The following is a 24,374-nucleotide window of genomic DNA, read 5'->3' on the forward strand; positions in this document are numbered from 1 at the left end:
CGCTCATCCATCGACCGGCCCTCGAGGGAGCCAGGCATGTGCTTCCTGGGAATGGAGCACCTCGGTGGCCAGGCGCAGCGCGGCCCAGGCCTGCATCACCAGCAGGGTGGACAGCACGACCAGCACCACGAGCAGGAAGGGTCCTCGCTGTCTCTCGGGGAGTTGACGAAGACCACTGTGGAAGAACAGCCAGGCGAACAGGAGCGAGAAGCCGAGTGAGCCTCCAGCGAGCGCCGTGAGGAAACGCTCGGGGGGTGCGGCCTGGATGACGAGCGAGCCAGCGACGATGAGGGCCACCGCGCTGGTTCTCGTCCTGCGGGATGCGAGGACCTTCACGAGCTGCACATAAGAATGGGGTGTCATGACGCTCTCCTTTGCGTCGACGAAAGGACCGGGACATGTCCACGCGCACTCCTGCCCAGGCTCCGGCTCGTGAGAGAGCGAAGCGGGCAAGGTGCACCTCGGGCGGGAGCCCGACGGGCATGGGCCGGCTGGGACAAGAGAGATGGAAAGCGGGCGGCCACCCCACCGCGGACTTAGCAGCAGTGCGGCGGAGTGGCCCGGCCAGCCCCGGGCATTCTGGGGATGACCGCCCCGTTCAGCATGCGGTACCGCAACAGCCACGCGCCCAGCCAGGCACGGGCAGGTCTCGCGGTCTCCTCTCGCTGCTCGAGATACATGACGCTGGGCCACCCTCTGGAAGTGGAGTCTTCCGGGAAGACAGACATCCGGGCCGTCATTTGTGAGCCCGGCATGTCCCTGCCCGCTCTCCCAGGTGCGGACCCGTCCGGGCTCGGATGAGCTGGATGGGCTCGGCCACCGTGTCGCCTCCCTCATGGGCCTACATCACGGAGCGCGGGCGGCGCGCGCCGTGGACTGGAGGCATCTCAGCAACTCCTGCTCGAGGCCTTCCTCCGACGGTTTCTCCGGCCGGTAGCGCTTGACGGCTTCGTTGCCCAGGGTGATCAGGTCTTCACTCAATCGGCGACCGATCGACAGCGAGGCAACGCGGATCTGGATCCGGTCACGGGCTGCGATGGAGACCGTCGGTGCCCCCTCGAGGCATTGGCTCTTGCCGAGCGGATCCCGGCGGCCATCGGTCGTGATGCAGTTCCCGACATCATGGAACGTGATCGGCTCCGGGCTGTTGAGCAGATTGCTGGCGCGCACGAACACAACGCGGATCCGCTGCCTGGTCTCCGCTCCCAGTTCCGAGAGCAGGCCATTGGCCAGGCTCTCCGCGGCCTGCCGGTTGAAACCGAGAGGCGGGGCACCGTTCGCGAACACCATGCCGAAGCGGCCCGACAGCAGGCGGTCCTTCAGGCTTCCCTCACTGCCGGGCCAGGCCGAGACGCTCGCATCCGAGGGCTGCATGGCCCCGTCAATCACGATGACGAGCCCGTTGCGGTCCGGGTGGGCCTTCACGTCGTTGGCCACTGCCATGATGCCGTTGACGAGCCCGAGATTATCGGACTGGCCTCCGTCCGCCAGGAGCACGTATTGCGGCTTCGAGTCGGTCCGCGTCCGGGCCACCAGAGGGCCGATGCCGGGAAACGCCATCGAGAGCACGAGGGCGTGGTGGTAGTCCATGTCTTCCAGCCGCACCCAATGGGCCGCCGAGGGAGAGTCCGAAGAGACGAGATCCAACCCATCAATCCCCAACGCATGGAACGTGCTGGGAATGGCGGGAATGTGGGTGCCCGTCGTGTACAACGTCGTGCCGGGCAACCAGATGGGCCACTGCGGCGCGAGCGAGGTGCCCTCCGCCACGAGCAGATCACTGAACTTCAGCCGATTGATGCCCGAGAGATAGCATCCCGGGCGATCGGTGCTCGTCCGCAGGTCCAATTGCTTGCACGGGAGCGCCTCTTGTCCGGTGAGCGCTGGCCCCATGTTGTCGTAGATGAGCTCCGCGGGAGACGAGAAGATGCCCTTGGGGAAGACGTCGATGTCCTTGACGAACTTCCAGTCCATGACGCCGCGGAAGCGGGCATGCTCGAAGAAGAACGAGAGGTCGTCCCGAGTGGGTTTGCGCCGGGGCTGGCGGAGTGAGTGCTCGCGCAGCATGTCGATGAAGATGGAGGCGGTAATGCCACCGCCGGAGGCGGTCGACAGGTAGTCGATCTCCTTCAAGACGCTCTGGCCATGGGGTAGCTCGACGGACTTGTTGAGCTGCTCGAGGACGCCATAGCTGAAGGCGGCCGAGATGGTCCCGCCTCCGGAGATGGCCACGGCCAGGGCGCACTGCGGCTCCTGGCCGGAACGCTCCTGCGCGGACTTGTACCCGCTCAGGGGAGCCGGCACGTAGCCATGATTCCAGTCCTCGGGCAAGGGCTGCGCCTGCTCGAGGGCATGCTGCGGAGTGGTCGCGCAGGCGAACAAGGCACTGCCCAAGAGGAGGGTGAGAGCATGTCTGGGCTTACGCATTGTGTCTTCCTTTCATGAGAAGTCTCTTGGGTTCGCAACGCTACAGCGTCTTCAGGAACTCGAGCAGCGCCAGCTTGGAGTCCGCGGGCAGCTCCACCCCATGGAGGTGGCCGCCGTTGCCGTTGCCTGGAAGAGAGGTGTCGTAGCGGAAGAGCGTATACGTCACTCCGCCGCGCTGCACCGACGGCTTGTCGGAGACGAAGCCCACCCGGGCCGGGTCATAGACGTCATTGCCGCGGTAGAAGCTCGTGGGACGCTTCGCGGGAGGCTGCAGCAGCTCCTCGAGCGAAGGGACCGAGCCGTTGTGCAGGTAGGGAGCATGCAGCCACAAACCGGTCAGCGGAACGGCGAGATACCCCGCGGTCTTGCGGAAGGCGCTCAGCTTCCAGGACTCGCCCCGGGTGTAGTCATTGAAGCGCTGCGCGGCCTCCTCGGACCACGAGTCCCAGCGGTGGGCGTCCGTGCCCACCTCGGCGATGGGGATGAGCTGCGGTGTCCCCTGGCCCTGCGCACCGTGACAGGAAGCGCAGTGGGCCGCGTAGACTGCCGCCCCCGCCTTCACCCGCTCCGGGTCGAGCGTGAACGGGTAGGCCGGCACGGCGCTTTCGAGCAGGAAGTCCTGCACCTTCTGGAGGCTCGCTCCCACTTCCCGGCGGTTGATGGCCTGGGAGGAGGTGCCATTCTCGATGGCCGCGCTGAGCACGATCTCCCGCAGCACCGGGTTCAACCCGTCCCAGTGGTGTACTCCTTCCGGACGAGCTTTCATCCCCCATAGGGCTGGCACCTCGGCGGTGCCGATCGTCCCGTCATCCGGCATCCGGAGGAAGCCGAACTTGGCCGGGTTCATGGTCTCCGCCCGTCCAGGGCCCCAGGCGGGGCGCGTGTCCATCCAGGCGAAGTGTTGCTTCTGCTTCAACAGGGCTTCGCGTGTCTTGGGAATCACCACGTACCGGTAGAGTTGCTTCTGGACCCAGGAGAACCCGTGCAGCTTCTCGAGCTCGGGCAGCAGGACGTCGGCGTTGAAGCGGGGATCCGAGGCACATTCGAACAGGAATCGCAGGTAGCCCTGCGCATCGAAGCGCTGCCCGGCGCCCGCGGAGACGATGACCGGACTGCCATCCGTCTCGCTCCGCCGGTAGCTCGAGGTATGGCAGAGGGCGCAGTTCGGGCTCACCAGGGAAATGCTGGCTTCCTTGCGGGAGAAGCCCACGGGGAGCTCCTGGCCTTTCTCCCAGAGCAGCCCCAGCGCGGTGTACCCGCCCGGTCCGGGGAGCTTGTCCGAGAAGACCCGGGGCAGCACCAGCCAGAGCCAGTACGGCATGCCCTGCTGGTCTTCATTCCCGATGGAGCCGTATTTGAAATGCGTCTCGAGTGAATCGTATTGGGGAGTCCGTTCCGGGAAGAAAGGGTCCCAGGCCTGGTAGAGCGGGACGCCCAGGCCCAGCACCAGCAGGAGCACGCCCCCCCCCAACCAGCGGCGCCGCACACTCTGTGGGCCGGATCTGAACGCATACGTGTTGTCCGTCGACATGGATGATCTCCTTGCACGCGGTGCGTGGAAGTCAGAGGGTCTTCATGAACTCGACCAGCGCCCGCTTCTGCTCGGGCAACAGGTCCGTTCCGTACAGGTGGCCCGCGTTGCTGTTGCCGGGCTCCCGGGTATCGAAGGTGAAGAAGGGGTGGCCGTTCTCGGACCCGACGTCCGACACGAAGCCCACGTGCACCGGGTCATAGACGTCGTTGCCCCGGTAGAACGTCGTGGGGCGCTGGGCGGGCGGCTCCAGCAGATCCATCAGCGATGGCACCGAGCCGTTGTGCAGGTACGGTGCCCTCAGCCAGATGCCGTCCAGCGGATGGTTGGCATAGCCGTTCGTCTTGGTGAAGTTGGAGAAGACGCGGCGGCACTCTTTCTGGCCCGCATCGCCGGCGTACCCCGTGTAGAGCGTGTTGAAGTTGGACAGCAGTTCGTAGCTGAAGGCATCGAGGCGGTGGCGGTCCGTCTGGACCTCCTCCACGGAGGTCACCTTGCCCGTCCGCTCCCCGCCGAAGGCATGGCAATCGGCGCACTGCTGCCCGAAGATGTCCTTTCCCTGGGCCGCCAGGGCGGCATCGACCTGGAACGGATAGCGGGGCGCGGGCAGGCCGTTCAACCATTGCTCGAGGCGGTTGATGCTCTCGCAGTCGAGTGTGGGCGGCGTGACGCCAGCGCCCAGGGCGGCGCTCATGTTCCGCTCGTGCACGTTGCTGTTGTTGCCGTCCCAATGCAGATCCATTCCGTCGCGGGGCGCCTGGTTCCAGATGGCTGGGAAGTCCGTGGTTCCGATGCTGTCGTCTCCCCGCACGTCGAAGTTGAACTGGAGCGTCTTGTATGGGTTGAAGGTGTCCACCCGGCCCGGGCCCCAGTCCGGCTGCTCGCGCATGAATTGCATCTTGGCCGCCTGCTCCAGCAGCCCGCGGCGCGTGGCGTCCACCACCACGTAGCGGTAGAGCAGCCGCTCCACCCAGCCCAGCGAGTAGCGCTGATCGATGAACGCCATCACGGTCTCCGGTGTGAAGCGCGGGTCGCGGGCGCAGTCCGAGAAGAAGTCCACGTAGGCGCGGAGATCGAACCCGTTGGCGGGCATCCCCACGTAGAGCTGCCGCTCACTCCCGGGGGCCGTCCGGACCGAGCCGGCATGGCAGAAGGCGCAGTTGAACCCCACCCGGTCGACGATGACCTTGCGCTTGGAGGTCCCCACCGGGAGATCCCTGCCAGGCTCGAACATGAAGCCGAGCGACTCGTAGCCGCCCCCGGGCCGGGGCAGCTTGTCCGCGCACAGCTCCGGCATGACCTTCCACACGTAGTAGGGAATGCCGTTGGCGGCGTCGCTGCCGATGGAGCCGTACTTGAAATGCTCCTCGTCCGCCGCGTACCGCACCGGCTCGTTGGAGGTGAGCTCCTGGTACAGCGTCCAGCCGAGGAGAACGAGGGCGGCCGCCCCCACCGCCAGCAGCGCCCATACCCGGCGGTTACGATCCTCTCGTTGGACGGGCGTCAGGTCCTCCAGGACGCCCAGTTCGTCACCACGCTTCTGCTTCGAGGGTTCACGCGCCATGGCTCACGCTCCGAAGGAGGTCGGGTGGAAAACGGACATGACCTGCGCGATCATCGCGTCGTAGTTGCCACCGAAGCGGTCGACGTCGTAGCAGCCCAGCGGGTTCTCGATGGCGTTGACCAGGCACTTGTTGCAGTGCGAGCAGGGCCGGTCCGGCTGATCCTTCCCCTTGGCGAAGTACTCGTTCACCAGGTCGTTGTTGGCGATCAGTGGACGCGCGATGGACACCGCGTCGCAGTACCCCTCGGTGATGACCTTGCGGATGAGCGAAGCGCTCTGGAAGCCTCCGGTGCAGATGACGGGCACCTGGACGTTCTTGCGGATGGCCTCGGCCTCGAGAGCGGTCAGCCCCTCCAGGGGGCTCACTTCGCTGCCCATGCCCAGCTTCTTGTGGAGCGCCGCGTTCTCCCGGGCCTTCTTCTTGACGCTCCGGTTCCACAGCAGGCCGAAGAGGCCGTGCAGCCACGAGTAGCGGAACAACGTGTAGTTGCGCATCGCGAGCACGCCGCTGGACAGCATGGTCTCGTACGTCCGGGCCGCCGTGTTGTAGGGGAAGTCGGGCGCCACCGGATTGAGTGGGTGCGGGAACATGCTTCCCGTGGAGACGTGGAGGGCATCCACGCCGGCTTCCTCCAGCCACTTGCAGATCTGCACACTCTCCTGCAGTGAGTTGCCCTTCTTCTCGTAGAAGAACGGCTGGTCGTTGTGGTCGATAGCGCTGATCTTGAACTGGACGTGATAGTCATTGCCCACCACGCGGCGGATCTCCCGCACCAGCTCGATGGCGAAGCGCGCCCGATTCTCCAGCGAGCCGCCGTACTCGTCCTTGCGGTCGTTGATTCCGGAGCTGAGGAACTGGGTGATGAGGTAGCCGTTGGCGCCATGCAGCTCGACGCCGTCCGCTCCCGCCTCACGGGCCCGGCCCGCGGCCGCCGCGAACCAGCCGATGAGCTGCTTGATTTCCTGGACCGTCATGGCCCGGCACAGGATTCCGTGGAAGGGATCCTTCTGGTCCGTGGAGCTCGCCGCCCGGTTGAACTGGTTCTCCACGCCGCCCTGGTCTCGCTGCCGGCCGGAGTGGCTGAGCTGCATGATGAACCGGCAGTCGTACTCGTGGACCTTCTCGACGAGCTTGCGCCAGAACGGGATGCGGTCGTCGCTCTCGATGGTGGCGTAGTTGGGGAGGATGCGGCCGCTGCGGTGTACCGGCACGTAGGAGGAGATGATGGCTCCCACGCCCCCCTTGGCGAACTTCGTCTCCCAGTTGATGCGGGTCTGCGTCCCGCTCCCATCGTAGTTGTCGAACTTGCCCGAGACATTGGAGCGGAAGATGCGGTTCTTCACCGACAGGTTCCGGAACTTCAGCTCATTGAAGATGACATCACCTTGCGTGGTGTTGGACATGGTTCCTCCAGGGGTGGATGAGGGGGGACGGTTCAGGCCGCCGCGAGCAGGGTGGCCCGGGGCTCCTGCGGGGCCGCCAGTTCCTTCGTGCGGAGGACGCAGCCACGGATGATGAGGTACTGGCCCAGGATGTACGTCGCCATGACGGAGAAGTCCTCGAGCGGGAGCTCCTGGTCGACGAACCTGGCCACCGCGATGAAGCTGTCGGACTGCACGAACAGCACCACCCCGGCGAGGATCGACGCGGCCGAGAGCGAACGCTGCTGGTGGAAGCGGAGGAAGCTGCTCAATCCATTGGAGATCAGCACCACCATGTAGAGCCCGAGCGGGAGGCGCATGGACTCCTCACCCGGGTCCACCATGTCGTGGTAGAGGACCGAGTACATCATGAAGGCGTAGACGATGAAGGGCAGGCCATAGGCCAGCACCGTCTTGTCCAGGCGCTTCAGGTCCACGGCCTTGAGGAAGCCGCGGATGTAGAAGAGGTGGGCCACGCCGAACGCGCCCATGCCCAACATGAAGTGGAGGCTCGGGTCCTTTGTTTTGAGCCCCAGGAAGATGTCTCCCAGCCAGCAGGCGAACAGCGCGAGCATGAGGGCGAGCCGCGGGATGTCCGAGGCCGCCCCCCGCGTGCGCAGGAAGTAGAGCGCCGCGAGCAATGGCATCAACAACACCTTCGAGATGAAGGCCGGCGTTTCGAAGGGCTTCTCGGCGGCATCCCTGGCCTGGGCCGCTTTCTTCTCGGCGGCGCACTTCTCGGCGTCTGTCACCCCGGTAGCGCCCTGCTTCGCCGTGCACTCGCAGGTAAAGGCCGTGGGGCCGGCGGCCGGCCGGAGGTCATTGAGCAGGTTGCTGCTCAAATTGACGGCGGACACCAGGAGGAAGGCACACAGCAACGCTTTCTGGGCAGGAGTCTGCGCCAGAACACCAGACAGGGCGGACATGGGGCTCTCTCTCAATGGGAACTGAACGGCGGGGAGCGGGGCGCGGGACCCGGGCCTGGGCCACCACGCCGGAATGCGAGGCTCAAAGTACCGGCCTCACGGCGCCGTGCCTGTAATGCAAATCATTGGAAACGAGTGGACTGGATCACAGCCCAGGCGCCGAGCGGAGGCAGACATCGGGAGGGTGGACCCGCGCACGCTCGCTCGTCTGGGCTTCGTACATGCGGGAGGCGGGACGAGCTGCTACTGCAAGGGGCGCCCGGTATTCACAATGGCACGTGAGGCGAAGTGGGGCTTAGACTGGGGAGCCCCACGACGGGTGCCCGCCGAGCACGGCCGGCGCCGCGGAAGACCGCCATGGCACACTGGCCGGGTTACACCCTCCACCAGACACTCCACGACAGCCCACGCTCCACGCTGGCCCGGGCCACCCGCCTGAGTGACGGCTGCTCCGTCATCCTCAAGTTCCCCTCGGACGGCCAGTCCAGCCCGCGCCGGGCCCTGGAACTGCAGCGCGAGTTCGCCATCGCACGCCGCATCGAAGGCGACGGTATCCTGCGCGTCCTGGGCCTCGAAACGTTCCCGGAGCGGGTGGCGCTCGTCCTGGAGGACTTTGGAGGCACCTCCTTGCGCCACCTGCTGGACGCGCGGGGCCCGCTGGAGGTGGACACCTTCCTGGACTACGCCCTGCACATCTGCGAGGCCCTGGGCCACATCCACCAGCGCGGCGTCATCCACAAGGACCTCAAGCCGCAGAACATCATCGTCAACCCGTCCACGGGTGTGGTGAAGATCGCGGACTTCTCCCTTTCGGCGGCCATCGCGCTGGAGACCGCCACCCCCGAGACGCCCTCTCACCTGACGGGCACGCTTGCCTATATGGCGCCCGAGCAGACCGGACGCATGAACCGGGGCGTGGACTACCGCGCGGACTTCTACGCCCTGGGCGCCACCTTCTTCGAGCTCCTCACCGGCCGCCGGGTCTTCACCAGCCAGGTGCCTCTGGAACTACTTCACGCGCATGTGGCCCAGGTGCCCCCCTCACCGCGAGAGGTCATCCCCGGATTGCCGGAGCCCCTGGCGGCGCTCGTGCTCAAGCTGTTGTCCAAGGACCCGGAGGCCCGCTACCAGAGTGCCTGGGGCCTCATCGCGGACGTGAAGGAGTGCCTGCGCCAGCTCCGGGAGCACTGCACGCTCACCTCCTTCCCGCTGGGCGCCGAGGACCGGGCCCAGCAGTTCCGCCTCCCCCAGGGCCTCTACGGGCGCGCCTCGGATGTGGCCTTCCTGGTGGAGACCCACGCACGGGCCGCGGCGGGCCGCTGTCAGGTGCTGCTCATCACCGGCTCCGCGGGCATCGGCAAGTCCTCGCTCGTCAACGAGCTCCACCGGGTGACGGCCGCCAGCCGGGGCCGCTTCGCCGCAGGCAAGTGTGATCAGCTCCACCGCAGCGTCCCCTTCGATGCCGTCCACCAGGCCCTGAGCCAGCTGGTTCGCCAGACCCTCTCCGAGGGTGAGACGGAGGCCCGGCGGGTCTGTGAGCGCCTGCGGGAGGCGCTCGGCGCCAATGTGGCCGTGCTCGTCGAGGCGATCCCGGACACCCGGGCGCTGCTGGGGGAGCAACCCCCGCCCGTGCCGCTGCCGGCCGACGCGTCCAAGAACCGCCTCACCCTGGTGCTCGCGCGCGCGATCCAGGCGTTCGCCGCTCCCGAGCGCCCGCTCGCCCTCTTCCTGGATGATCTGCAGTGGGCCGACAGCGCCACGCTCTCGCTGCTACAGGTGCTCGCCCGCGAGCCCGACACCCGCCACCTGCTGCTCGTGGGCGCCTACCGCGATACGGACATTTCCGCAGCGCACCCCCTCCCGCTGATGCTCGACGAGCTGCGCGCCGCGGGCACGCCGCTGCGCTCGCTCCACCTGACGCCGCTGGGCATCGAGGAGGTCGCACAGATGGTGCGCGAGACGACCGCCGCCAGTCCGGAGCGGGCGCTGGAGCTCGGCCGCTTCGTCCATGCCAGGACCGGAGGCAACCCCTTCTCCGTCAAGGCGTTCCTCCGCTTCCTCCATGAGCAGGAGCTGCTGCGCTTCGACACGCAAGCGGGCCGGTGGGAGTGGGAGTTCGCCCGGCTCGAGGCGCGGGAGATTCCCGACGATGTGGCGGCCCTGATGGCGGCGGAGATCCGCCAGCTGCCCGCGGAGACGGTCGAGTTGCTCCAGCTCGCCGCCTGTCTGGGCGTGAGCTTTGGCTTCCGCGACCTCACGGTGGCCTCCGGGGCCACGGCGGAGCGGACAGCACACGCGCTCTGGAGCGCCATCCAGCGCGGGCTCGTGCTGCCGCTCAGCCAGGACTACCTGCTGCTCGAGCCCTATGGCGCGAGGGCGGCTGCGGATCTGGAGGTGCCCTTGCGCTTCCTGCATGATCGCGTCCGCCAGGCGGCCTACTCGCTCATCGCCCCGGAAGAGCGTGCCGAGTGGCATGTACGTGCGGGCCTGCGGCTGCTCGAGGAGGCCCGGGCCGCGGGGACGCTGGAGGAGCGGCTCTTCGCCATCCTGCCGCACCTCGGCCATGCCCCTGAGCGCATCGGTCCCGCGTCCCTGCGGCTGGAGTTGGTCGATCTCCACCTCAAGGCGGGCCGCCGGGCGAAGGCCTCGGGCGCCTACCGCACCGCCTGCGAGCTGTTCCGCACGGGCAGCGCGCTGCTGCCCGCGGACGCCTGGGTGCAGGAGCACGAGCGGGCCTTCTCGCTCCAGATGGAGCTGGCCGAGTCCCATTACCTGGCCGGCGAGTTCGAGGCCGCCGCGTCAGGCTTCTCCACCCTGCTCACCCGAGCCCGGGCCCCGGCGCAGCGCGCGGGCGTGCATGCCATGCAGGCCATGCTCGCCTCCGTGAGGGGCCGGCATGCGGAGACCCTCCGGCTGGGGCTCGATGGCCTGCGCCTACTCGGCGTGGATCTGCCCCTGGAGCCGGATCAGGCGGCAATCGCCGCGGAGCTTCAGGCGGTGATGGGCCGGCTGGGGGGCCGGGAGCCGGCGCTGTTGCTCGATCTGCCGCGTGTCAACGACCCGGGCGTGGAGCTGTCCATCCACGTGCTGGCGAGCATGACGACCTCGGCGTACCTGAGCAACCAGGGGCTCTTCGCGCTGCTGGTGCTGCGGATCGTCCGTCTTTCGTTGGAGCACGGCAACAGCCGCTTCTCACCCTTCGGCTACGTCACCTTCGGCATCATCCTCGCCGTCACACTGGGAGAGCCCTTCATGGGCTGGCGGTTCGGCCAGCTCGCCAGTGAGATGGCCGCGCGATTCGAAGATCCGATGATGCAGGCCCGGCTGCGCTACGTCCGCGCGGCGCACATCGACCTTTGGACGCAGAGCGCGCGCGCCGGCATCTCCGAGCTCGCCGAGGCCTACAAGGGCTCGCTGGAGAGCGGAGACTGGCAACACGCGGGGCTCTGCCGGGTCGCGCAGCTGTGGCGGCGCGTGTCGATGGGCGGAGAGCCGCTGTCCGAGGTACTGGAGGAGAACCGCAAGCTCCTCAAGTTCCTCGAGACGAGCAAGGACCCGGAGACAGAGGCCATGGCCCTGTGCCTGCAACGGCTGGTGCTCACCCTGATGGGCGCCGGGCAGGAGGCCCCGGAGTACATTCCCGGCTCGGATGGATACACCTGGCGGGTGACGCTGCACATGGGCGCGGCCAAGCTGCTCTACCTGCTGCGTCAGCCCGAGCAGGCGCTCGTGGAGGCGGAGAAGGCGCAGCCATACATGCCCTTCCTCTCGGGCCTGTTCCACGAGGTCACGTACACGTTCTACCACGCGCTGATCGCGGCGGCGGTGTATCCGGGAGCTCCTGGGGAGAAGCAGGAGGCGCTGCTCGCGCAGGTGGAGCGGCAGTGTGCCTACCTCGAGCGGTGCGCGCAGCGGGCGCCGGAGAACTTCTCGGCGTACCACCTGCTGGTGTGCGCGGAGCTGGCGCGTATCAAGGGGCAGGAGGCCGAACTCCCCACGCAGTACGAGCGGGCCATCGCCACGGCACGCGCCAACGGCTTCGCCAACCTGGAGGCGCTCGCCAACGAGCTGGCCTTCCGCTTCCACCTGGACCGAGGCCACCGCGCCCCCGCCTCCGCCTACCTGCTGGAGGCGCTCGACGCCTACGCGCGCTGGGGGGCCACGGAGAAGGTCCGGCTCCTGACCCGCGAGCAGTCCGCCCTCCTGCGGGCCCATGCCGCCACCCTCGCGCGCTGGGAGCCCCGGCACGTGGAGCGTCTGGATTCCTCCTCCATCTCCCGCTCCAGCTCCAGCTCCAGCTCCGACTCGCTCGTGGAGACGCTCGACATGAGCTCGGTGATGAAGGCCTCCCAGGCCATCTCCGGAGAGCTGCTCCTGCCCCAGCTCGTCGCCAATCTCATCCACATCGTCATGGAGAGCGCTGGGGCCCAGCGCGGCGTGCTGGTTCTCAAGCACGGCGAGGAGCTCTTCGTCGAGGCCGCCGGCGAGATGGGCAGCCGCGGCGGGCAGCTCTCTCCCGTCCAGCCGCTGGAGCGGAGCGACTCACTCTGCATCGCCATTGCCCAGCAGGTGCTGCGCTCCGGTACTCCCGTGCTCATCGACGATGCATCCGCCCAGGCGACCCTGCGGGAGAACCCCTACATCTCCAGCCACGGGGTACGCTCGGTGCTCTGCGCCCCCATCCTGCACCGCAGGCAGTTGCTCGGCCTCTTCTACCTGGAGAACAACCTCACCCCGGGCGCCTTCAACTCCAGCCGGCTCCACGTGCTCGGCATGCTCTCGGCCCAGGCCGCCATCTCCATCGAGAACGCCGGGCTCTACGGCAAGCTCGAGGGGTACAGCCATGCCCTCGAGCAGCGCGTCCACGAGCGCACCGACGAGCTCCACCGCAAGAACGCCGAGCTGCAGCGCACCCTGCGGACCCTCCAGGCCATGCAGGCGCAGATCATCACTCAGGAGAAGCTCGCGTCGCTCGGCGCCCTGACGGCGGGCATTGCCCACGAGCTGAAGAACCCACTGAACTTCGTCAACAACTTCTCCCAGCTCTCGCTCGAGCTGCTGCGAGAGGTGCGCGAGGGGCTCGATGGCGCCTGGCCGGGTGCCGCAGCGCAGCGGGAGGAGTTTGTCAGCCTCCTGGGTGAGCTGGAGCAGAACACCACCCGGGTGCGTGAGCATGGCCAGAGGGCCAGCGGCATCATCGATGGAATGCTACGGCATGCGCGCGGCAACCGGGGCGAGCGGCGGCCCACCCATATCAACCCGTTGGTGGGGGAGGTCATTCGCCTCGTCCAGCACGGGTTGGGTGCCAGGAACCCGCCGATTCACGTGCGCATCGAGACCGGTTTCGACGCTGCCATGCCGCAGCTCTCCCTGGTGGCTGAGGACCTCCGCCGGGTCATCCTCAACCTGATGGACAACGCTTGCTATGCGGCTCATCAGAAGGCCCGCCAGGCCGCCACCCCCTTCCAGCCCGAGGTCAGGGTATCCACGCACTGGTCGGGCAGCGAGGTGGAAATCCGGGTGCGCGACAACGGCAACGGCATCCCGGCGGCAGTGCGCGACAAGCTCTTCACGCCCTTTTTCACCACCAAGCCCCCGGGGGAGGGAACGGGCCTGGGGCTGTCCATCAGCCACGACATCGTCGTGGTGGCCCAGGGCGGCAGGCTCACGGTGGAATCCAGGGAGGGGGAGTACGCGGAGTTCATCATCACCCTCCCCGCCATCCCCCGCCAGCACACGCAGCAGTCCTGAGTCCGCAGCATCGGGGCCCGGGCCAGGTGCGGACCCGTCCGGGCTCAGTGCAGCGGACGGGAATGGCCGGAGTCCCTCACCGCCTCGGCCAGGGACTCGAGCTCCGCCTCGAAGTCCTCGATGAGCTCGCGCGGCTCCGGCACCAGGCCCTCATCCGCCGCCACGCCCAGGGTCACATGGCCCGCGTAGCTGAAGATGCTCAGGCCCACGCCCAGCCGCGCCGCCATGGGCACCCAGAACATCACCCCCGCGAGCCGCGCCCCCGCCAGGTACACCGAGCGCTTCGGCCCCGGCACGTTCGTCAGCACCACCGAGGCCTTCTTCCTCATCACGTCCACCGCCATCCGCTCCACCGGCGCCGGCGCCAGCCCCGCCGCGGACAGCATGCCGAACACCACCGCCGCCTCCGGCGAGCGCTTCAGCTTGTCCATCCGCCGCTTCAGCTCCCACAGCCGGTCCACCGGATCCGCCAGCCCCAGCGGCAACGGCAGGAACACCACCCCGAAGCGGTTGCCCAGCTCTCGCGGAATGGGCTCCCTCGGCGAGCGCAGGTTCACCGGCACCACCGCCCGCACGTCCTCGGGCGGCTGTCCCCGCGCGTCCATGTAGCGGCGCAGCATGCCCGCCACCACCGCCATCACCACGTCGTTCACCGTGCTGCCCGTGCCGTGGCCGATCTCCCTCACCTTCCCCACCGGCACCGGCCGGGACCAGGCCACCTGCTTCACCCGGCCCAGCTCCCCCGTGAAGGGCGAGGGCGGATCGTTCATCAGCGTCAGCACCCGGCTCAGCGCCGAGGCCCCCCGCGCGCCCTCCACCGCCAGGTCCATGAGCTGGATGGGCTCGGCCAACAGCTCCGCGCCCCGCTTCCACGCCGCCCGGGTCGTGCCCACCACCGTCCGCGCGCCCCGCAGCAGCCGGCCCAGCGTCCCCGGAGTCTCCTCCTCCGCCTGCTCGAAATATCCGGCCCGCCCGCCGCTCCCATCCGCGCGCTCGTCCGTCAGCGACAGCAGCACCCGCGCCAGCGAGATGCCATCCGCGATGCAGTGGTGCACCCGCATCAGCAGCGCGCACCCCTCCTCGTACCCCTGGATGACGTGCAGCTCCCAGAGCGGCCGGGAGAAATCCAGGGGCGTACTCATGGACTCGCCCACCATCCGCTCCAGCTCGGCCCGGTCTCCAGGAGGCCGCAGCTTCGTGCGCCGCAGGTGCGCCTCCAGGCGGAAGCCCGGGTCCTCTTCCCAGCGCGCCGCCCCCAGCAGCCCTCCCGTCACCACCCGCTGCCGGAAGCGCGGATAGCGATCCACCAGCCGCTCGCCCACCACCTGCGTCAGCCGCTCCCAGTCCAGCGGCTCGTCGAACCAGAGCACCGCCGTGATGACCATGAGGCTGGTGGGCTCCTCCATCTGGAGCCACGACGCGTCGGAAGGGTGCATCCGCTCGGACATAGACGCCTACTCTGCCTGCTGTTCCTTTGTCTGTCGCCGGAACTGGAACGTCTGCTGCGAGGGCGTCTTCGCGGTGAGGACGAGCGTGTCCCCCGTCACCTCATACGTGTACGTGGTCGGCTGGAACTTCCCCTTGGACAGGCCGATGACGCGCGGCTTGCCGCACACCGGCCCCACGGCCTGCCCGGACTTCGTTCGCAGATCCACGGCGTCGTCCTTCTCGTTCACCTGGAAGGCGCCCCAGGAGCGGATCTCCAGCGCATTGCCCCGGCCCAGCGTGGCGTCCTCCAGCTTCATCCGCATGAGGAAACACCCCCCGGGCGTCACCACCAGCGAGCGCGCGTAGTCCGGGCGAGGCTTCGCGTCCGAGTTCTCCTGTCCGACGATGCGCGCCTTCTCCTCGGGGCGGATACTCGCCGCCTCCAGGGACCAGCGGCCCACCACCTCCTTGGGCACCGTCCCCGCCCCCACCGAGGCGTCCGCGCACGGGTCTGGATTCTCCTTCTCGGGGCTCGGCGGCGCGGGCTCGAAGGTGCGCCCGCACTGCTTGCCACACACGCGAGACACGCAGTCCGAGTCATCCGGGCCGCAGCCGGACTTCGCGGCGCACTGCGCGAGTGCCCCCAGCGCCTTCTCACAGCCCTCGGCCAGGCACCGGTCCACACACGACACATCGATGCATTGCGCCACACACACCCAGTTGGCCGAGCCGCAACGGCCGGCCAGGGTGCGCGCCCCGCCCTGGGCCCTCGAACCTCCGGGGGCCTGTGCACCAGCGGACGAGGTCAACAACAGAGCGAGGACGGCGGAACCGAAGACACGCAGGCGGGTACCCTCACAGGAAGCTCCACCGCCATGTGGTGACGTCCGACAGCTCCGGCAACGACATCTCCAGGCGGATCGTCTCGTAACGGGCAAAGTCCCGCGGATCCGTCCGCAGCAGTAGCACCGGAGTACACGCCTGCCGGCGCTCGGGGAAGGTGTCGAAGGACAGCTCGGAGTCGAAGCGGGCCCGGTAGAAGAGGCACAGGCCGTCCACGCGGCCCTCGTGCACCACCGGCCGCTCCAGGCGCAGGCGGTGGGGCAACGAGCCCGCCCGCAGCGTCTCCAGGTCCAGCGCGAAGGCCGGCTCCGGGTGGCACAGCAGCCGCTCCACGTCCTGCGGCCGGACGAAGCGGGTGAAGTACGCGGGGCTCAGCGTGTCCCGCAGCACCTGCATGCAGCTGAAGTCCACGTCCGGCAGGCGCTGGTTCCAGATGAAGGGCAGGCGCGCCTCCTCGCGCAGTTGCACCGGCTCGAAGAAGACCTCGAAGCGGTTGGGGAGGATGCGGCCGCCGTTCACCAGCAGCCGGTCGCGCAGGCCCAGCAGGCGCGGAATCAGCCCCGCGTCGAAGAGCGCGTCCCCGAGCTGCTCGTGCAGCAGCACGTCCACCCGCTCCGCGGGGCGGAAGCGCGAGCTGTCCGTGCGCACGAACGAGATATCCGACAGCCCGTTGCGCCGGGCCACCCAGCGCGCCGTGTCCAGGTTGCGCGAGGCATCCACCGCGTACAGCTTGCGCGGGCCGCGTTTCGAGGCGAGCAGGGCCCGCAGTCCGGTGCCCGTGCCCACGTCCACCACCACCTGGCCCGGCTTCACGTAGCGCTCGATGGCGCGCTGGTACGCCTCCACGCGCTCGGCGTCCACCAGCCCCGAGTCACGGGGCGCCGGGCTGGACAACTCCGGCGCCTCCACGAGCATGTTGCGCAACGTCCCCATCAGCGGCAGGTGGCGCAGTCTCGACTGCAGGTCACCCCAGGCCTGACGCGGCAGGTCTCTCAGGTTCGCCATATTTCCCCCCAGGCGCATGGCGCCGGTTTCCGGCCCTTACATCGGGAAACCCTTGAATACATGGAAGGCAGGGCACTGGGAAAGGGCCGGCGCCGCCGCTGTCCCGCCCGCGACGGAGAGACTTTTCGCGGATGAACACTCGCGACTTTTCCGGGGTGTTTCCGTTCTCTCTTTCGAGAACCCCACACTCGAAGCACTCACAGGTCATCCATGCGCGCCACTCGCCCCCTTGGTTTGTTCCTCCTGGCCTCGTTCATCGGAGCGGGAACGGAAGCCCACGCCTCTCCCGAGTCCTCCTCGCCGGCAACGGAGCGCCCGCTGCGGATCCTCCTCACCAGTGACGACGGCATCAACGGGTCCGGGCTGCGCCTGCTGCGCGACACGCTGTGCGCCGCCGGCCACCAGGTGACCGTCGTGGCGCCCGCCACCGACCGCAGCGGCAGCAGCGCCGCGCTCAGCCTCAACGTGTACCTCCGGGCCACGCGCTCCGAGTTCTCGTGCGGCGGCACGACCCGTGAATCCTGGGCCGTCACGGGCATGCCCTCCGACTCCGTGCTCTTCGGCCTGTCGGCGGTGCTGGGGGACGTGCCTCCGGACCTGGTCGTCTCGGGCATGAACTCCGGCCAGAACGTGGGGCGCGCGGTGAATCACTCGGGCACCGTTGGCTCGGCCGTCACCGCCGCGGAGGAGGGAGTGCCCTCCATGGCCGTGAGCATCTCCATCCACCCGCAGGACGCGAGCACGGGCTTCTCGCAGACCGGCGCGGCGGCGCCCCATGCCGCGGCCTTCGTCAAGGACCTGATCGCTCAACTGCGAGACACGGCGCGGCCTGGAGAGCCGCTGCTGCCCGACCGTGTCGCCCTCAACGTCAACTACCCCGTCGTGCTCGATGCCGAGGGGAAGTTCGATCCGGCGCTCGTGCAGTCTCCGCGCGTGACGTCCGTGGGGCACGGCGAAGTGGTCCGCGCGCGGTACTACCCGGTCGACGCGAACGGCATCTACCTCGCCGCGGGGCACATCTGCGGGCTCGACATCCAGTGCGCCCCCGAGACCGAGAGGGACGCCGACACCACGGCGTTGGAGCAGGGTGCCATCTCCATCACGCCGCTCTCCGTGGACGGCTCGGCGCGTCCGGGCCAGGGATGGCTGAAGTCGCGGCTGCGCCGCCCGTGAGCGAGGCGGGCCCCGTGCCCCTCAGCCGGTCCGCGCCCCGAGGCGGCGCAGGACTGGCGGGACGAGCAACAGCCCCAGCGCGAACACGAGCAGCAACGGGTACTGGGGCTGCAGGCGGCGGGTGACCAGACCCGTCATCGTCCCGAACAACCCCTGGATGCCAAGGGCCGTCACCAGGGTCGGCATCCAGGGCACGGGCGCGGCGGCGGGCTGGACGGAGCCCGGGGAGGGCGCGAACAGCACGCCCTTCCACCGCGGGTAGTCCCAGCACACCAGGTAGAGCACCGCGAGCAGCATCAGCCCGGTGACGGCCCACGTGCCCTGGAAGCCCAGCGACACGGTGATGACGAAGATGTTGAGGATGATGGGCAGGAAGAGGAGCGCGCCCACGGTGGGCCCCGAGCGGGGCATGAGCAACAGCAGCGCCGCGGCCACCTGGCACACCCCGATGAAGCGCCAGTAGCCCCCGGTCCGGTACATCGCATCGAAGAAGTAGCCGATGGGCGTCTCCACCGGGTAGTCGGTGAAGGGTCCACCGAGCGCCTTGACGAGCCCCGCCCGGATGAAGCCGATGGCCAGCAGGCCCCGCGTGAAGGCCGTGAAACCGCGCAGCCATGGGCTCGCGGCCACCCGGGCGTGAAGAGAATCCAGAGAAGTTTCGAGACTCATGTTCAGAAGCGGCCCAGCACCTTCAGCTTCAGCATCCCCTCGAAGGGCTGGGTGTAGTCGGCGGCATCATAGCCGCGCATCCGCATGTGCAGCTCGGCCTCGGGCCGGGTGCGGAAGATGGCCCAGGGCTTCTCGGCGATCGTCGCGACCGTGTAGAGCATCATCCGCGGGATGGGGCCGGGGATGGCGCACACCACCTCCGTCGTCCGCTCCGCCAGCTCGCGGTCGAGCTCCTTGAACGCGCTCGCGTAACCGATGCGCGCGTTCACCATGCCGGTGCCATCGTGGAAGAAGCAGAAGGTGCCCGGCTGGTTCTTGAGCAGTTGGCGGATCTGATCGCACAGCGCCTTGCCGTTGAATTCATCGCCATGCTCGGGATGCTTGATGAACACCAGGCAGCTTGCCAGCGGCGGAGCCCTGATGCTTTCCAGGGCCGCTCGTGTCATGGACGCGCGGTGGGTGACATGAAGTCCTGGCTTGGGTGGAACGGGCATGACGGCTCGATTCTACCCACAGGAACGACATTCCTCGGAGCGGCTCTCGCGGCAAGAGCGTTCACCTTGCTTCATGGCGCGATTCAGACGGAAAGATGTGCCTCCACCACGCACTGAATTCCGGCGTGCGCGGGGAGAGCGGGGAGCCAGATGCCAGCGGAGTGACAGGGAGTGCGAGCAAGGCGTGCGCGGAGCCCGCGAGGTGAGCACCATGACAGCCACGAGGCTCTTCTCGTGGAGGGTGTCCCATGTGCTTCGTGCCCCGCTTCCTCGTGCCTCCCGTCCTCGCGGCCGCGCTGCTGTGCCCGGCCGCGTGCCAGCCCCCGGAGGACACCGATGAACAGCCGGGCGCTGATGCGGGCACGGACGCGGGACAGGACGCGGGCACCCGCGCTGACGCTGGCACTGGCACCGACGCGGGCACAGGCTCCAGCCCCGACGCGGGCACTGGCTCCAGTCCCGACGCGGGCACCGGGACCGGGGGCGACACGATGACCTCGAGCCCGCTCGGCGCATTCCGGGACGGGGTCATCACCTATTACGTGGAGGCGAACGGCACCGGGAACTGCGGCTTCGATGCCACCCCGGAGGATCTGGACGTCGCCGCCATCATCATGACCGAGTACCAGGGCAGCGCGGTGTGCGGCGCCTGCGCGGAGATTCAGGGGCCCAAGGGCACCCTGCGCGTGCGCATCGTGGACAGCTGCCCCGACTGCACGACGCCGGGCCATCTGGACCTCAGCCCCTCGGCCTTCGCGAAGCTGGCGGACCTGGCCGCCGGCCGCGTGCAGGTGAAATGGCGCTTCGTCACCTGCCCCGTATCCGGACCCATCCGCTACCGCTTCAAGGAGGGCAGCAGTCAGTGGTGGACGGGCATCCAGGTGCGCAACCACCACAAGCCCATCCGCAAGCTGGAGTGGCTGCGCCTCGGCACCTGGGTGGAGATTCCGCGCCAGGACTACAACTACTTCGTCCATCCCACGGGACTGGGCCTGGGCCTGCTCCCGCTGCGCGTGACGGCGTGGGACGGAGAGGTGGTGCAGGACACCTTGCCCGGAATCCTGGACTCGCAGGTCGTCAGCGGTCTGCGCCAGTTCTCCCCGCTTCCCTGAGACCTCGTGCGTCCGCTGCACACTGCACTACTCGCCACGATGATCTTCCTCCCCAAGGCCCCGGGGATGTGCTGCGCTACGCGCGTTTCGTCCGGCTCGCGGCACGGTGGCGCGAGACGGGTCTCCGGTGGGGAGGCGCCATGAGCAAGAAGAAGCACAGGGGTGAGGACACCTGGGCGCTCATCCGCGAGAGCCTCGATGACTTCAGGCCCGCGCAGCTCGCGGCCCGCCTCCGGGAGTACCTCGCCCCGCGCCTCGCCTCCAGCCCCCGCCACGCCGACGAACGCTCGCGCCGCGCGCTCCTTGAGGGCGTGGACGCCCTGCTCTCCGAGCACGCCGGGGCCTGGTACACCCACGGCTTCCACGGCGACCTCCCCCGCCCGGGCGCGCCGTCCGAGCCGCCGGGCGTGGAGGGATACATCGAGCGCATCCTCTCCACGCTCGGCGTGGCGCACGAGTGGTTGTGCACGCTCGACACGTACTTCCGCTCCGTGGCGTTGCCGCCGGACGAGGAGGATCGCGCGGCCGTGCTGTCGGACGCGGTGCGGCGGGTCCTCGAGCTCACCTCGGAGGCCCATGGCGAAGAGGAGGCCTGGCACCCCCATGCCCACCTGGGCCTGGGCTGGCTGTTGGAGTCACAAGGCATCCGCCGGACCGAGCGCCTGGAGCAGGCCCTGCACGAGGCCCTGGCGGACTTCACCCACGCGGCGCCTTCTCCCGAGGAGGCCCGCCGGGCCGCGGACACCATCGCCCTGACGGCGGTGAAGGAGGAGTCCGCCGGGCGCTACCGCGACGAAGGCGTCTCCTGAGCGCGAGGGCTCACGCCGGCTGGATGCCGAGCCGCTCGTCCCGGCGCCGCAGCCAGGCGACGAGGGGCAGTGACAGCAGCACCATCCACGCCTTGCCCACCACCTGCCCCGCGAGGAAGTCGAGACGGCCGAAGGCGAGCTGGAGGAAGAGGAGGCTGTCCACGACGAGGCCCACGAGGCTGCTGGCGAGCACGGCCAGCACGAGGCCGCGCCGCTGCAGGGGCGTGTAGACGGCGAAGTCGGCCAGCTCGGAAATGGCGAAGGCGGCGCTCGAGGCGACGACGAGCGGCGGAGGCGCGAGCACGGCCGACAACAGCGCGCCCAGGGCGATGGCCAGCAGCGTCCAGCCCTTGCCCAGGCGGCGCTGCACCAGGTCGCGCAGCACGAAGGCGATGCCCACGACGAGGACGCCGCTGGGGGCGAGCAGGCCCGGGCCCACGGGCAGCAGACAGGGCCCGTTGTCCGGGCACACCACGCCGACATGGCCGATCATCCAGTTGGACAGCGGAATCGAGGCCCCGAAACCCGCCAGATAGATGAACCCCTCGACTCGACGCTGCTCCATTGCCGCCTCCACCGGGGCGGGCGGAATAGCACGTTTCCTGGAGGCTGTCAGAATGGGGCCATGCCCGCTTTCGACAGGGCCAGCTTCGATGATTCACGCTGGCCCCTGCTGCACCTCTGGCTCCCGGGAACGCTTCCCTCCCACGGGCAGGAGGAGTGTCTCGATACCCTCGCCGGCTACCTGGGACGCGGGGAGCGGTTCTTCCTCCTCGTGGACCTGAGCCGGATCGGCCTGGTGCCCATCGAGCAGCGCTGGCGCCAGGTGGAGTGGTTCGAGCAGCACGAGCTCGCCCTGCGCGGGCTCGTGGTGGGCACGGCCATCATCCTCGTGTCGCCCATCGTCCGGCTGTCGCTCAGCGCCATCCTGTTCTTCAAACCGCTGCCCGTGCCGCTGGCCACCTTCCCGCACCTGGCCGCCGCGGAGGCCTGGGCGGCCGAGCGCCTCCAGGAGGCGGGGCTCACCCAGGCCGGCAAGGACTGAACGGCTGAGGCGCGCTACATCATCGGCGCCGTGGACTCGAGCTCCTGGGTCTCCAGCAGGCCCGTCTGCTTGAGCAGGGGCTGGGTGCTGGGAGCGCGGCCGCGGAACTCCTGGAAGACCTCCAGCGGGTGGCGGCTGCCACCGAGCGCGAGCACCGTGTCACGGAAGCGCCGGCCGGTACGGGACAGCGCCTGCGCGTCGGACAGCCCGGCCTCCTCGAAGGCGGAGAAGGCGTCCGCGGAGAGCACCTCGGCCCACTTGTAGCTGTAATAGCCCGCGGCGTAACCGCCCGCGAAGATGTGGGAGAAGGAGCAGAGGAAGCGGTCCTCCGGGAGGGGCGGGAGGACGGTGTTCTCCCTGGCCACGCGCTTCTGCGTCTCGAGGAATCCGGCCTGCCCGTCACCGCCGGGCTGGTAGCGGTGGTGCAGCTCCAGGTCCAGCGTGGCGAAGTACACCTGGCGCAGGGACATGGAGGCGGCGCGGTAGATGCGGCCGGCGCGAATCTTGTCCTGCAGGGACTTGGGCAGCGGCGCTCCGGTGTCCACGTGGCGGGCGAGCCGGGAGAGCGTCTCCTCGTGGAAGCACCAGTTCTCCATGAACTGGCTGGGCAGCTCCACGGCGTCCCACTCGATGTTGTTGAGACCGGCGGCCTCGGGGAAGTCCACGCGGGTGAGCATGTGCTGCAGGCCGTGGCCGAACTCGTGGAAGAGCGTCTCCACCTCGCGGAAGGTGAGGAGCGCGGGCTGTTTACCCACGGGCGGCGTGTTGTTGCAGACGAGGTAGGCCACCGGCAGCCGCAGGCTTCCGTCCGGCTGGCGCTTGCGGTCGAGCACGTTGTTCATCCACGCCCCGCCGCGCTTGGTGGCCGGGCGGCTGTAGGGGTCCAGGTAGAAGGCGGCGATGTCCTTGCCGGACTCATCGGCCACGCGGAAGAACTGGACGCTCGGGTCCCACACGGGGACCTCGCCGTTGGCGGCACGCACGGAGATGCCGAAGAGCCGCTTGGCGGTGTCGAACAGGCCCTCCAGCACACGGGGGAGCGCGAAGTACGGCCGGAGTTCCTCGTCGGTATAGGCGTAGCGCTCCTCGCGCAGACGCTCGGCCCAGAAGGGCACGTCCCACAGCTTCAGCTCGAGCGAGGCATTGCCCGTCTTGCGGCGGGCGTACTCGGTGAGTTCGGTGTTCTCGGCGCGGGCGCGCGAGCGGGAGGCGTCACGCAGCTCACCGAGCAGCTTCTCGACGGCCTGCACACCGGGCGCCATCTTGGCCGCGAGGCTCACCTCGGCGTACGAGGAGTAGCCGAGCAGACGGGCCTTCTCCTGGCGCAGGGTGAGGATGCGCTCGATGAGGGGGCCATTGTCCGAGTCCCCGGAGGAGGCACGGGTGACGAAGGCGCGGTAGAGCTTCTCGCGCAGGTCCTGGCGGCGCGAGTGCTCCAGGAAGGGCACGTAGCTGGGGGCATCGAGGGTGATGCGCCAGGGACCCTTCTCGGGGGTGGGCTCGGGGGCACCTTCGGGCAGATCCTGCATTGCCATCTGGGCGGCCATGGCGAGCGCGCTGGGGGGCAGGCCCTCCACCTCCTCGGGCCGGGTGAGCGTCATGGACCAGGCCTTGTTGGAGTCGATGACGTTGTTGGTGAAGCGGGTGGACAGCTCGGCCGACTCGCGCTCGATTTCCTGGAAGCGCTCGCGGGCCTTGCCCTCCAGGCCCACGCCGGACAGCTCGGCGTCACGGATGGAGGCATCGACGACGCGGTGCTGGGCGGGGTCGAGTTTCTTCCACTCCGGCCCCTCGCGCAGGGCCTTGAGTGCCCGGTAGAGGGGCACGCTCTGCCCGATGCGCATGAAGGTCTCGACGACGTCGCCCTCGACGGCGGAGTGGGCCTGGCGCAGCTCCGGGCTGTTCTGCACGCTCATGAGGTGGTTCACGACGCCCCACGCGAAGCCGAGCGGCTCGGTGATGGCGGACAGGCGCGCCACCGAGCCCTCCCACGTGGGCTGGACGTCACGCTCGAGCGCATCGAGGTCGGCGTTCAGGCGCGTCAGCAGCTCGCGGATGGCGGGCTCGACATGCTCGGAGCGGATGCGGTCGAACTTCGGGAGTCCTTCGTTCTGAAGCAGCGGATTGTCGGCAATGGTCGCAGTCATCACCCGCTGACGTTAGGGCAGGCGCTGG

18 protein-coding genes are annotated in these 24,374 nt (G+C 68.7%); 5 read left to right on the forward strand and 13 right to left on the reverse strand.

The annotated features are described in order from the left end of the window. Positions 1–3: 3 nt before the first annotated feature. From BO221_RS43880 to BO221_RS43910, 6 genes are all read right to left on the reverse strand, one after another. Positions 4–363, reverse strand: a complete 360-nt coding sequence (locus BO221_RS43880; RefSeq protein WP_143196033.1) for a hypothetical protein — start codon at positions 361–363, stop codon at positions 4–6. A gap of 483 nt (positions 364–846) precedes the next feature. Beyond that, a complete protein-coding gene (locus BO221_RS43890) occupies positions 847–2,427 on the reverse strand; it encodes a patatin-like phospholipase family protein (RefSeq protein ID WP_073566900.1) in 1,581 nt (526 codons plus the stop codon). Positions 2,428–2,467: 40 nt separating this feature from the next. Then, entirely contained in the window at positions 2,468–3,958 is a 1,491-nt protein-coding gene (locus tag BO221_RS43895; RefSeq protein ID WP_083682395.1) for a cytochrome c, read from the reverse strand. Between the two features lie 31 nt (positions 3,959–3,989). After that, positions 3,990–5,522, reverse strand: a complete 1,533-nt coding sequence (locus tag BO221_RS43900; RefSeq protein WP_198956311.1) for a hypothetical protein — start codon at positions 5,520–5,522, stop codon at positions 3,990–3,992. Between the two features lie 3 nt (positions 5,523–5,525). Next, positions 5,526–6,926 carry an NADH:flavin oxidoreductase gene (locus BO221_RS43905; RefSeq protein ID WP_073566901.1) on the reverse strand — a complete coding sequence of 467 codons (1,401 nt, stop codon included), beginning with the start codon at positions 6,924–6,926 and terminating at the stop codon, positions 5,526–5,528. Positions 6,927–6,958: 32 nt separating this feature from the next. After that, complete coding sequence (locus BO221_RS43910; RefSeq protein WP_073566902.1) at positions 6,959–7,870, reverse strand: lysoplasmalogenase; 912 nt, start codon at positions 7,868–7,870, stop codon at positions 6,959–6,961. 357 nt (positions 7,871–8,227) lie between these two features. Here BO221_RS43910 and BO221_RS43915 point away from each other — a divergent pair, with 357 nt between their 5' ends. Then, positions 8,228–13,621 carry an ATP-binding sensor histidine kinase gene (locus BO221_RS43915; RefSeq protein ID WP_073566903.1) on the forward strand — a complete coding sequence of 1,798 codons (5,394 nt, stop codon included), beginning with the start codon at positions 8,228–8,230 and terminating at the stop codon, positions 13,619–13,621. Between the two features lie 44 nt (positions 13,622–13,665). Here BO221_RS43915 and BO221_RS43920 read toward each other — a convergent pair whose 3' ends face one another. The 3 genes from BO221_RS43920 to BO221_RS43930 form a co-directional block, all read right to left on the reverse strand. Beyond that, the gene (locus BO221_RS43920; protein ID WP_073566904.1) at positions 13,666–15,069 is read right to left on the reverse strand and encodes a wax ester/triacylglycerol synthase family O-acyltransferase; all 1,404 of its coding nucleotides are present in this window, start codon (positions 15,067–15,069) and stop codon (positions 13,666–13,668) included. 6 nt (positions 15,070–15,075) lie between these two features. Beyond that, positions 15,076–15,732 carry a hypothetical protein gene (locus BO221_RS43925; protein WP_233166531.1) on the reverse strand — a complete coding sequence of 219 codons (657 nt, stop codon included), beginning with the start codon at positions 15,730–15,732 and terminating at the stop codon, positions 15,076–15,078. 172 nt (positions 15,733–15,904) lie between these two features. Continuing rightward, complete coding sequence (locus BO221_RS43930; protein WP_073566906.1) at positions 15,905–16,897, reverse strand: 50S ribosomal protein L11 methyltransferase; 993 nt, start codon at positions 16,895–16,897, stop codon at positions 15,905–15,907. A gap of 210 nt (positions 16,898–17,107) precedes the next feature. Here BO221_RS43930 and surE point away from each other — a divergent pair, with 210 nt between their 5' ends. After that, positions 17,108–18,070, forward strand: coding sequence for a 5'/3'-nucleotidase SurE (surE, locus tag BO221_RS43935; RefSeq protein ID WP_083682397.1), 963 nt, complete (start codon positions 17,108–17,110; stop codon positions 18,068–18,070). A gap of 21 nt (positions 18,071–18,091) precedes the next feature. On the opposite strand, the gene BO221_RS43940 is transcribed toward surE, so the two are convergent. Then, on the reverse strand, positions 18,092–18,700 hold the full coding sequence (locus tag BO221_RS43940; protein ID WP_073566907.1) for a hypothetical protein: 609 nt from the start codon (positions 18,698–18,700) through the stop codon (positions 18,092–18,094). A 41-nt stretch (positions 18,701–18,741) separates the two neighbouring features. Next, on the reverse strand, positions 18,742–19,131 hold the full coding sequence (locus tag BO221_RS43945; RefSeq protein WP_073566908.1) for a hypothetical protein: 390 nt from the start codon (positions 19,129–19,131) through the stop codon (positions 18,742–18,744). A gap of 350 nt (positions 19,132–19,481) precedes the next feature. Between BO221_RS43945 and BO221_RS43950 the strand changes: the two genes are divergently transcribed. Further along, positions 19,482–20,345: an expansin EXLX1 family cellulose-binding protein gene (locus tag BO221_RS43950; RefSeq protein WP_233166532.1), complete on the forward strand. Its 864-nt coding sequence runs from the start codon at positions 19,482–19,484 to the stop codon at positions 20,343–20,345. 140 nt (positions 20,346–20,485) lie between these two features. Then, positions 20,486–21,154, forward strand: coding sequence for a hypothetical protein (locus tag BO221_RS43955; protein ID WP_073566909.1), 669 nt, complete (start codon positions 20,486–20,488; stop codon positions 21,152–21,154). A 10-nt stretch (positions 21,155–21,164) separates the two neighbouring features. Here the strand turns inward: BO221_RS43955 and BO221_RS43960 are convergent, their stop codons facing one another. Beyond that, positions 21,165–21,719: a VUT family protein gene (locus BO221_RS43960; RefSeq protein ID WP_043389684.1), complete on the reverse strand. Its 555-nt coding sequence runs from the start codon at positions 21,717–21,719 to the stop codon at positions 21,165–21,167. 60 nt (positions 21,720–21,779) lie between these two features. Between BO221_RS43960 and BO221_RS43965 the strand changes: the two genes are divergently transcribed. After that, complete coding sequence (locus tag BO221_RS43965; RefSeq protein ID WP_073566910.1) at positions 21,780–22,199, forward strand: hypothetical protein; 420 nt, start codon at positions 21,780–21,782, stop codon at positions 22,197–22,199. 14 nt (positions 22,200–22,213) lie between these two features. On the opposite strand, the gene BO221_RS43970 is transcribed toward BO221_RS43965, so the two are convergent. After that, positions 22,214–24,346, reverse strand: a complete 2,133-nt coding sequence (locus BO221_RS43970) for a M3 family metallopeptidase (RefSeq protein ID WP_073566911.1) — start codon at positions 24,344–24,346, stop codon at positions 22,214–22,216. Between the last annotated feature and the right edge of the window lie 28 nt (positions 24,347–24,374).

The organism is Archangium sp. Cb G35, assembly GCF_001896145.1.
GTDB lineage: Bacteria > Myxococcota > Myxococcia > Myxococcales > Myxococcaceae > Archangium > Archangium violaceum.

Excerpts from the sequence above, each read along its gene's own strand:
- BO221_RS43880 (WP_143196033.1), bottom strand. The coding sequence starts at position 363 with ATGACACCCCATTCTTATGTGCAGCTCGTGAAGGTCCTCGCATCCCGC.
- BO221_RS43890 (WP_073566900.1), bottom strand. The coding sequence starts at position 2,427 with ATGCGTAAGCCCAGACATGCTCTCACCCTCCTCTTGGGCAGTGCCTTG.
- BO221_RS43895 (WP_083682395.1), bottom strand. The coding sequence starts at position 3,958 with ATGTCGACGGACAACACGTATGCGTTCAGATCCGGCCCACAGAGTGTG.
- BO221_RS43900 (WP_198956311.1), bottom strand. The coding sequence starts at position 5,522 with ATGGCGCGTGAACCCTCGAAGCAGAAGCGTGGTGACGAACTGGGCGTC.
- BO221_RS43905 (WP_073566901.1), bottom strand. The coding sequence starts at position 6,926 with ATGTCCAACACCACGCAAGGTGATGTCATCTTCAATGAGCTGAAGTTC.
- BO221_RS43910 (WP_073566902.1), bottom strand. The coding sequence starts at position 7,870 with ATGTCCGCCCTGTCTGGTGTTCTGGCGCAGACTCCTGCCCAGAAAGCG.
- BO221_RS43915 (WP_073566903.1), top strand. The coding sequence starts at position 8,228 with ATGGCACACTGGCCGGGTTACACCCTCCACCAGACACTCCACGACAGC.
- BO221_RS43920 (WP_073566904.1), bottom strand. The coding sequence starts at position 15,069 with ATGTCCGAGCGGATGCACCCTTCCGACGCGTCGTGGCTCCAGATGGAG.
- BO221_RS43930 (WP_073566906.1), bottom strand. The coding sequence starts at position 16,897 with ATGGCGAACCTGAGAGACCTGCCGCGTCAGGCCTGGGGTGACCTGCAG.
- surE (WP_083682397.1), top strand. The coding sequence starts at position 17,108 with ATGCGCGCCACTCGCCCCCTTGGTTTGTTCCTCCTGGCCTCGTTCATC.
- BO221_RS43950 (WP_233166532.1), top strand. The coding sequence starts at position 19,482 with ATGTGCTTCGTGCCCCGCTTCCTCGTGCCTCCCGTCCTCGCGGCCGCG.
- BO221_RS43955 (WP_073566909.1), top strand. The coding sequence starts at position 20,486 with ATGAGCAAGAAGAAGCACAGGGGTGAGGACACCTGGGCGCTCATCCGC.
- BO221_RS43960 (WP_043389684.1), bottom strand. The coding sequence starts at position 21,719 with ATGGAGCAGCGTCGAGTCGAGGGGTTCATCTATCTGGCGGGTTTCGGG.
- BO221_RS43965 (WP_073566910.1), top strand. The coding sequence starts at position 21,780 with ATGCCCGCTTTCGACAGGGCCAGCTTCGATGATTCACGCTGGCCCCTG.
- BO221_RS43970 (WP_073566911.1), bottom strand. The coding sequence starts at position 24,346 with ATGACTGCGACCATTGCCGACAATCCGCTGCTTCAGAACGAAGGACTC.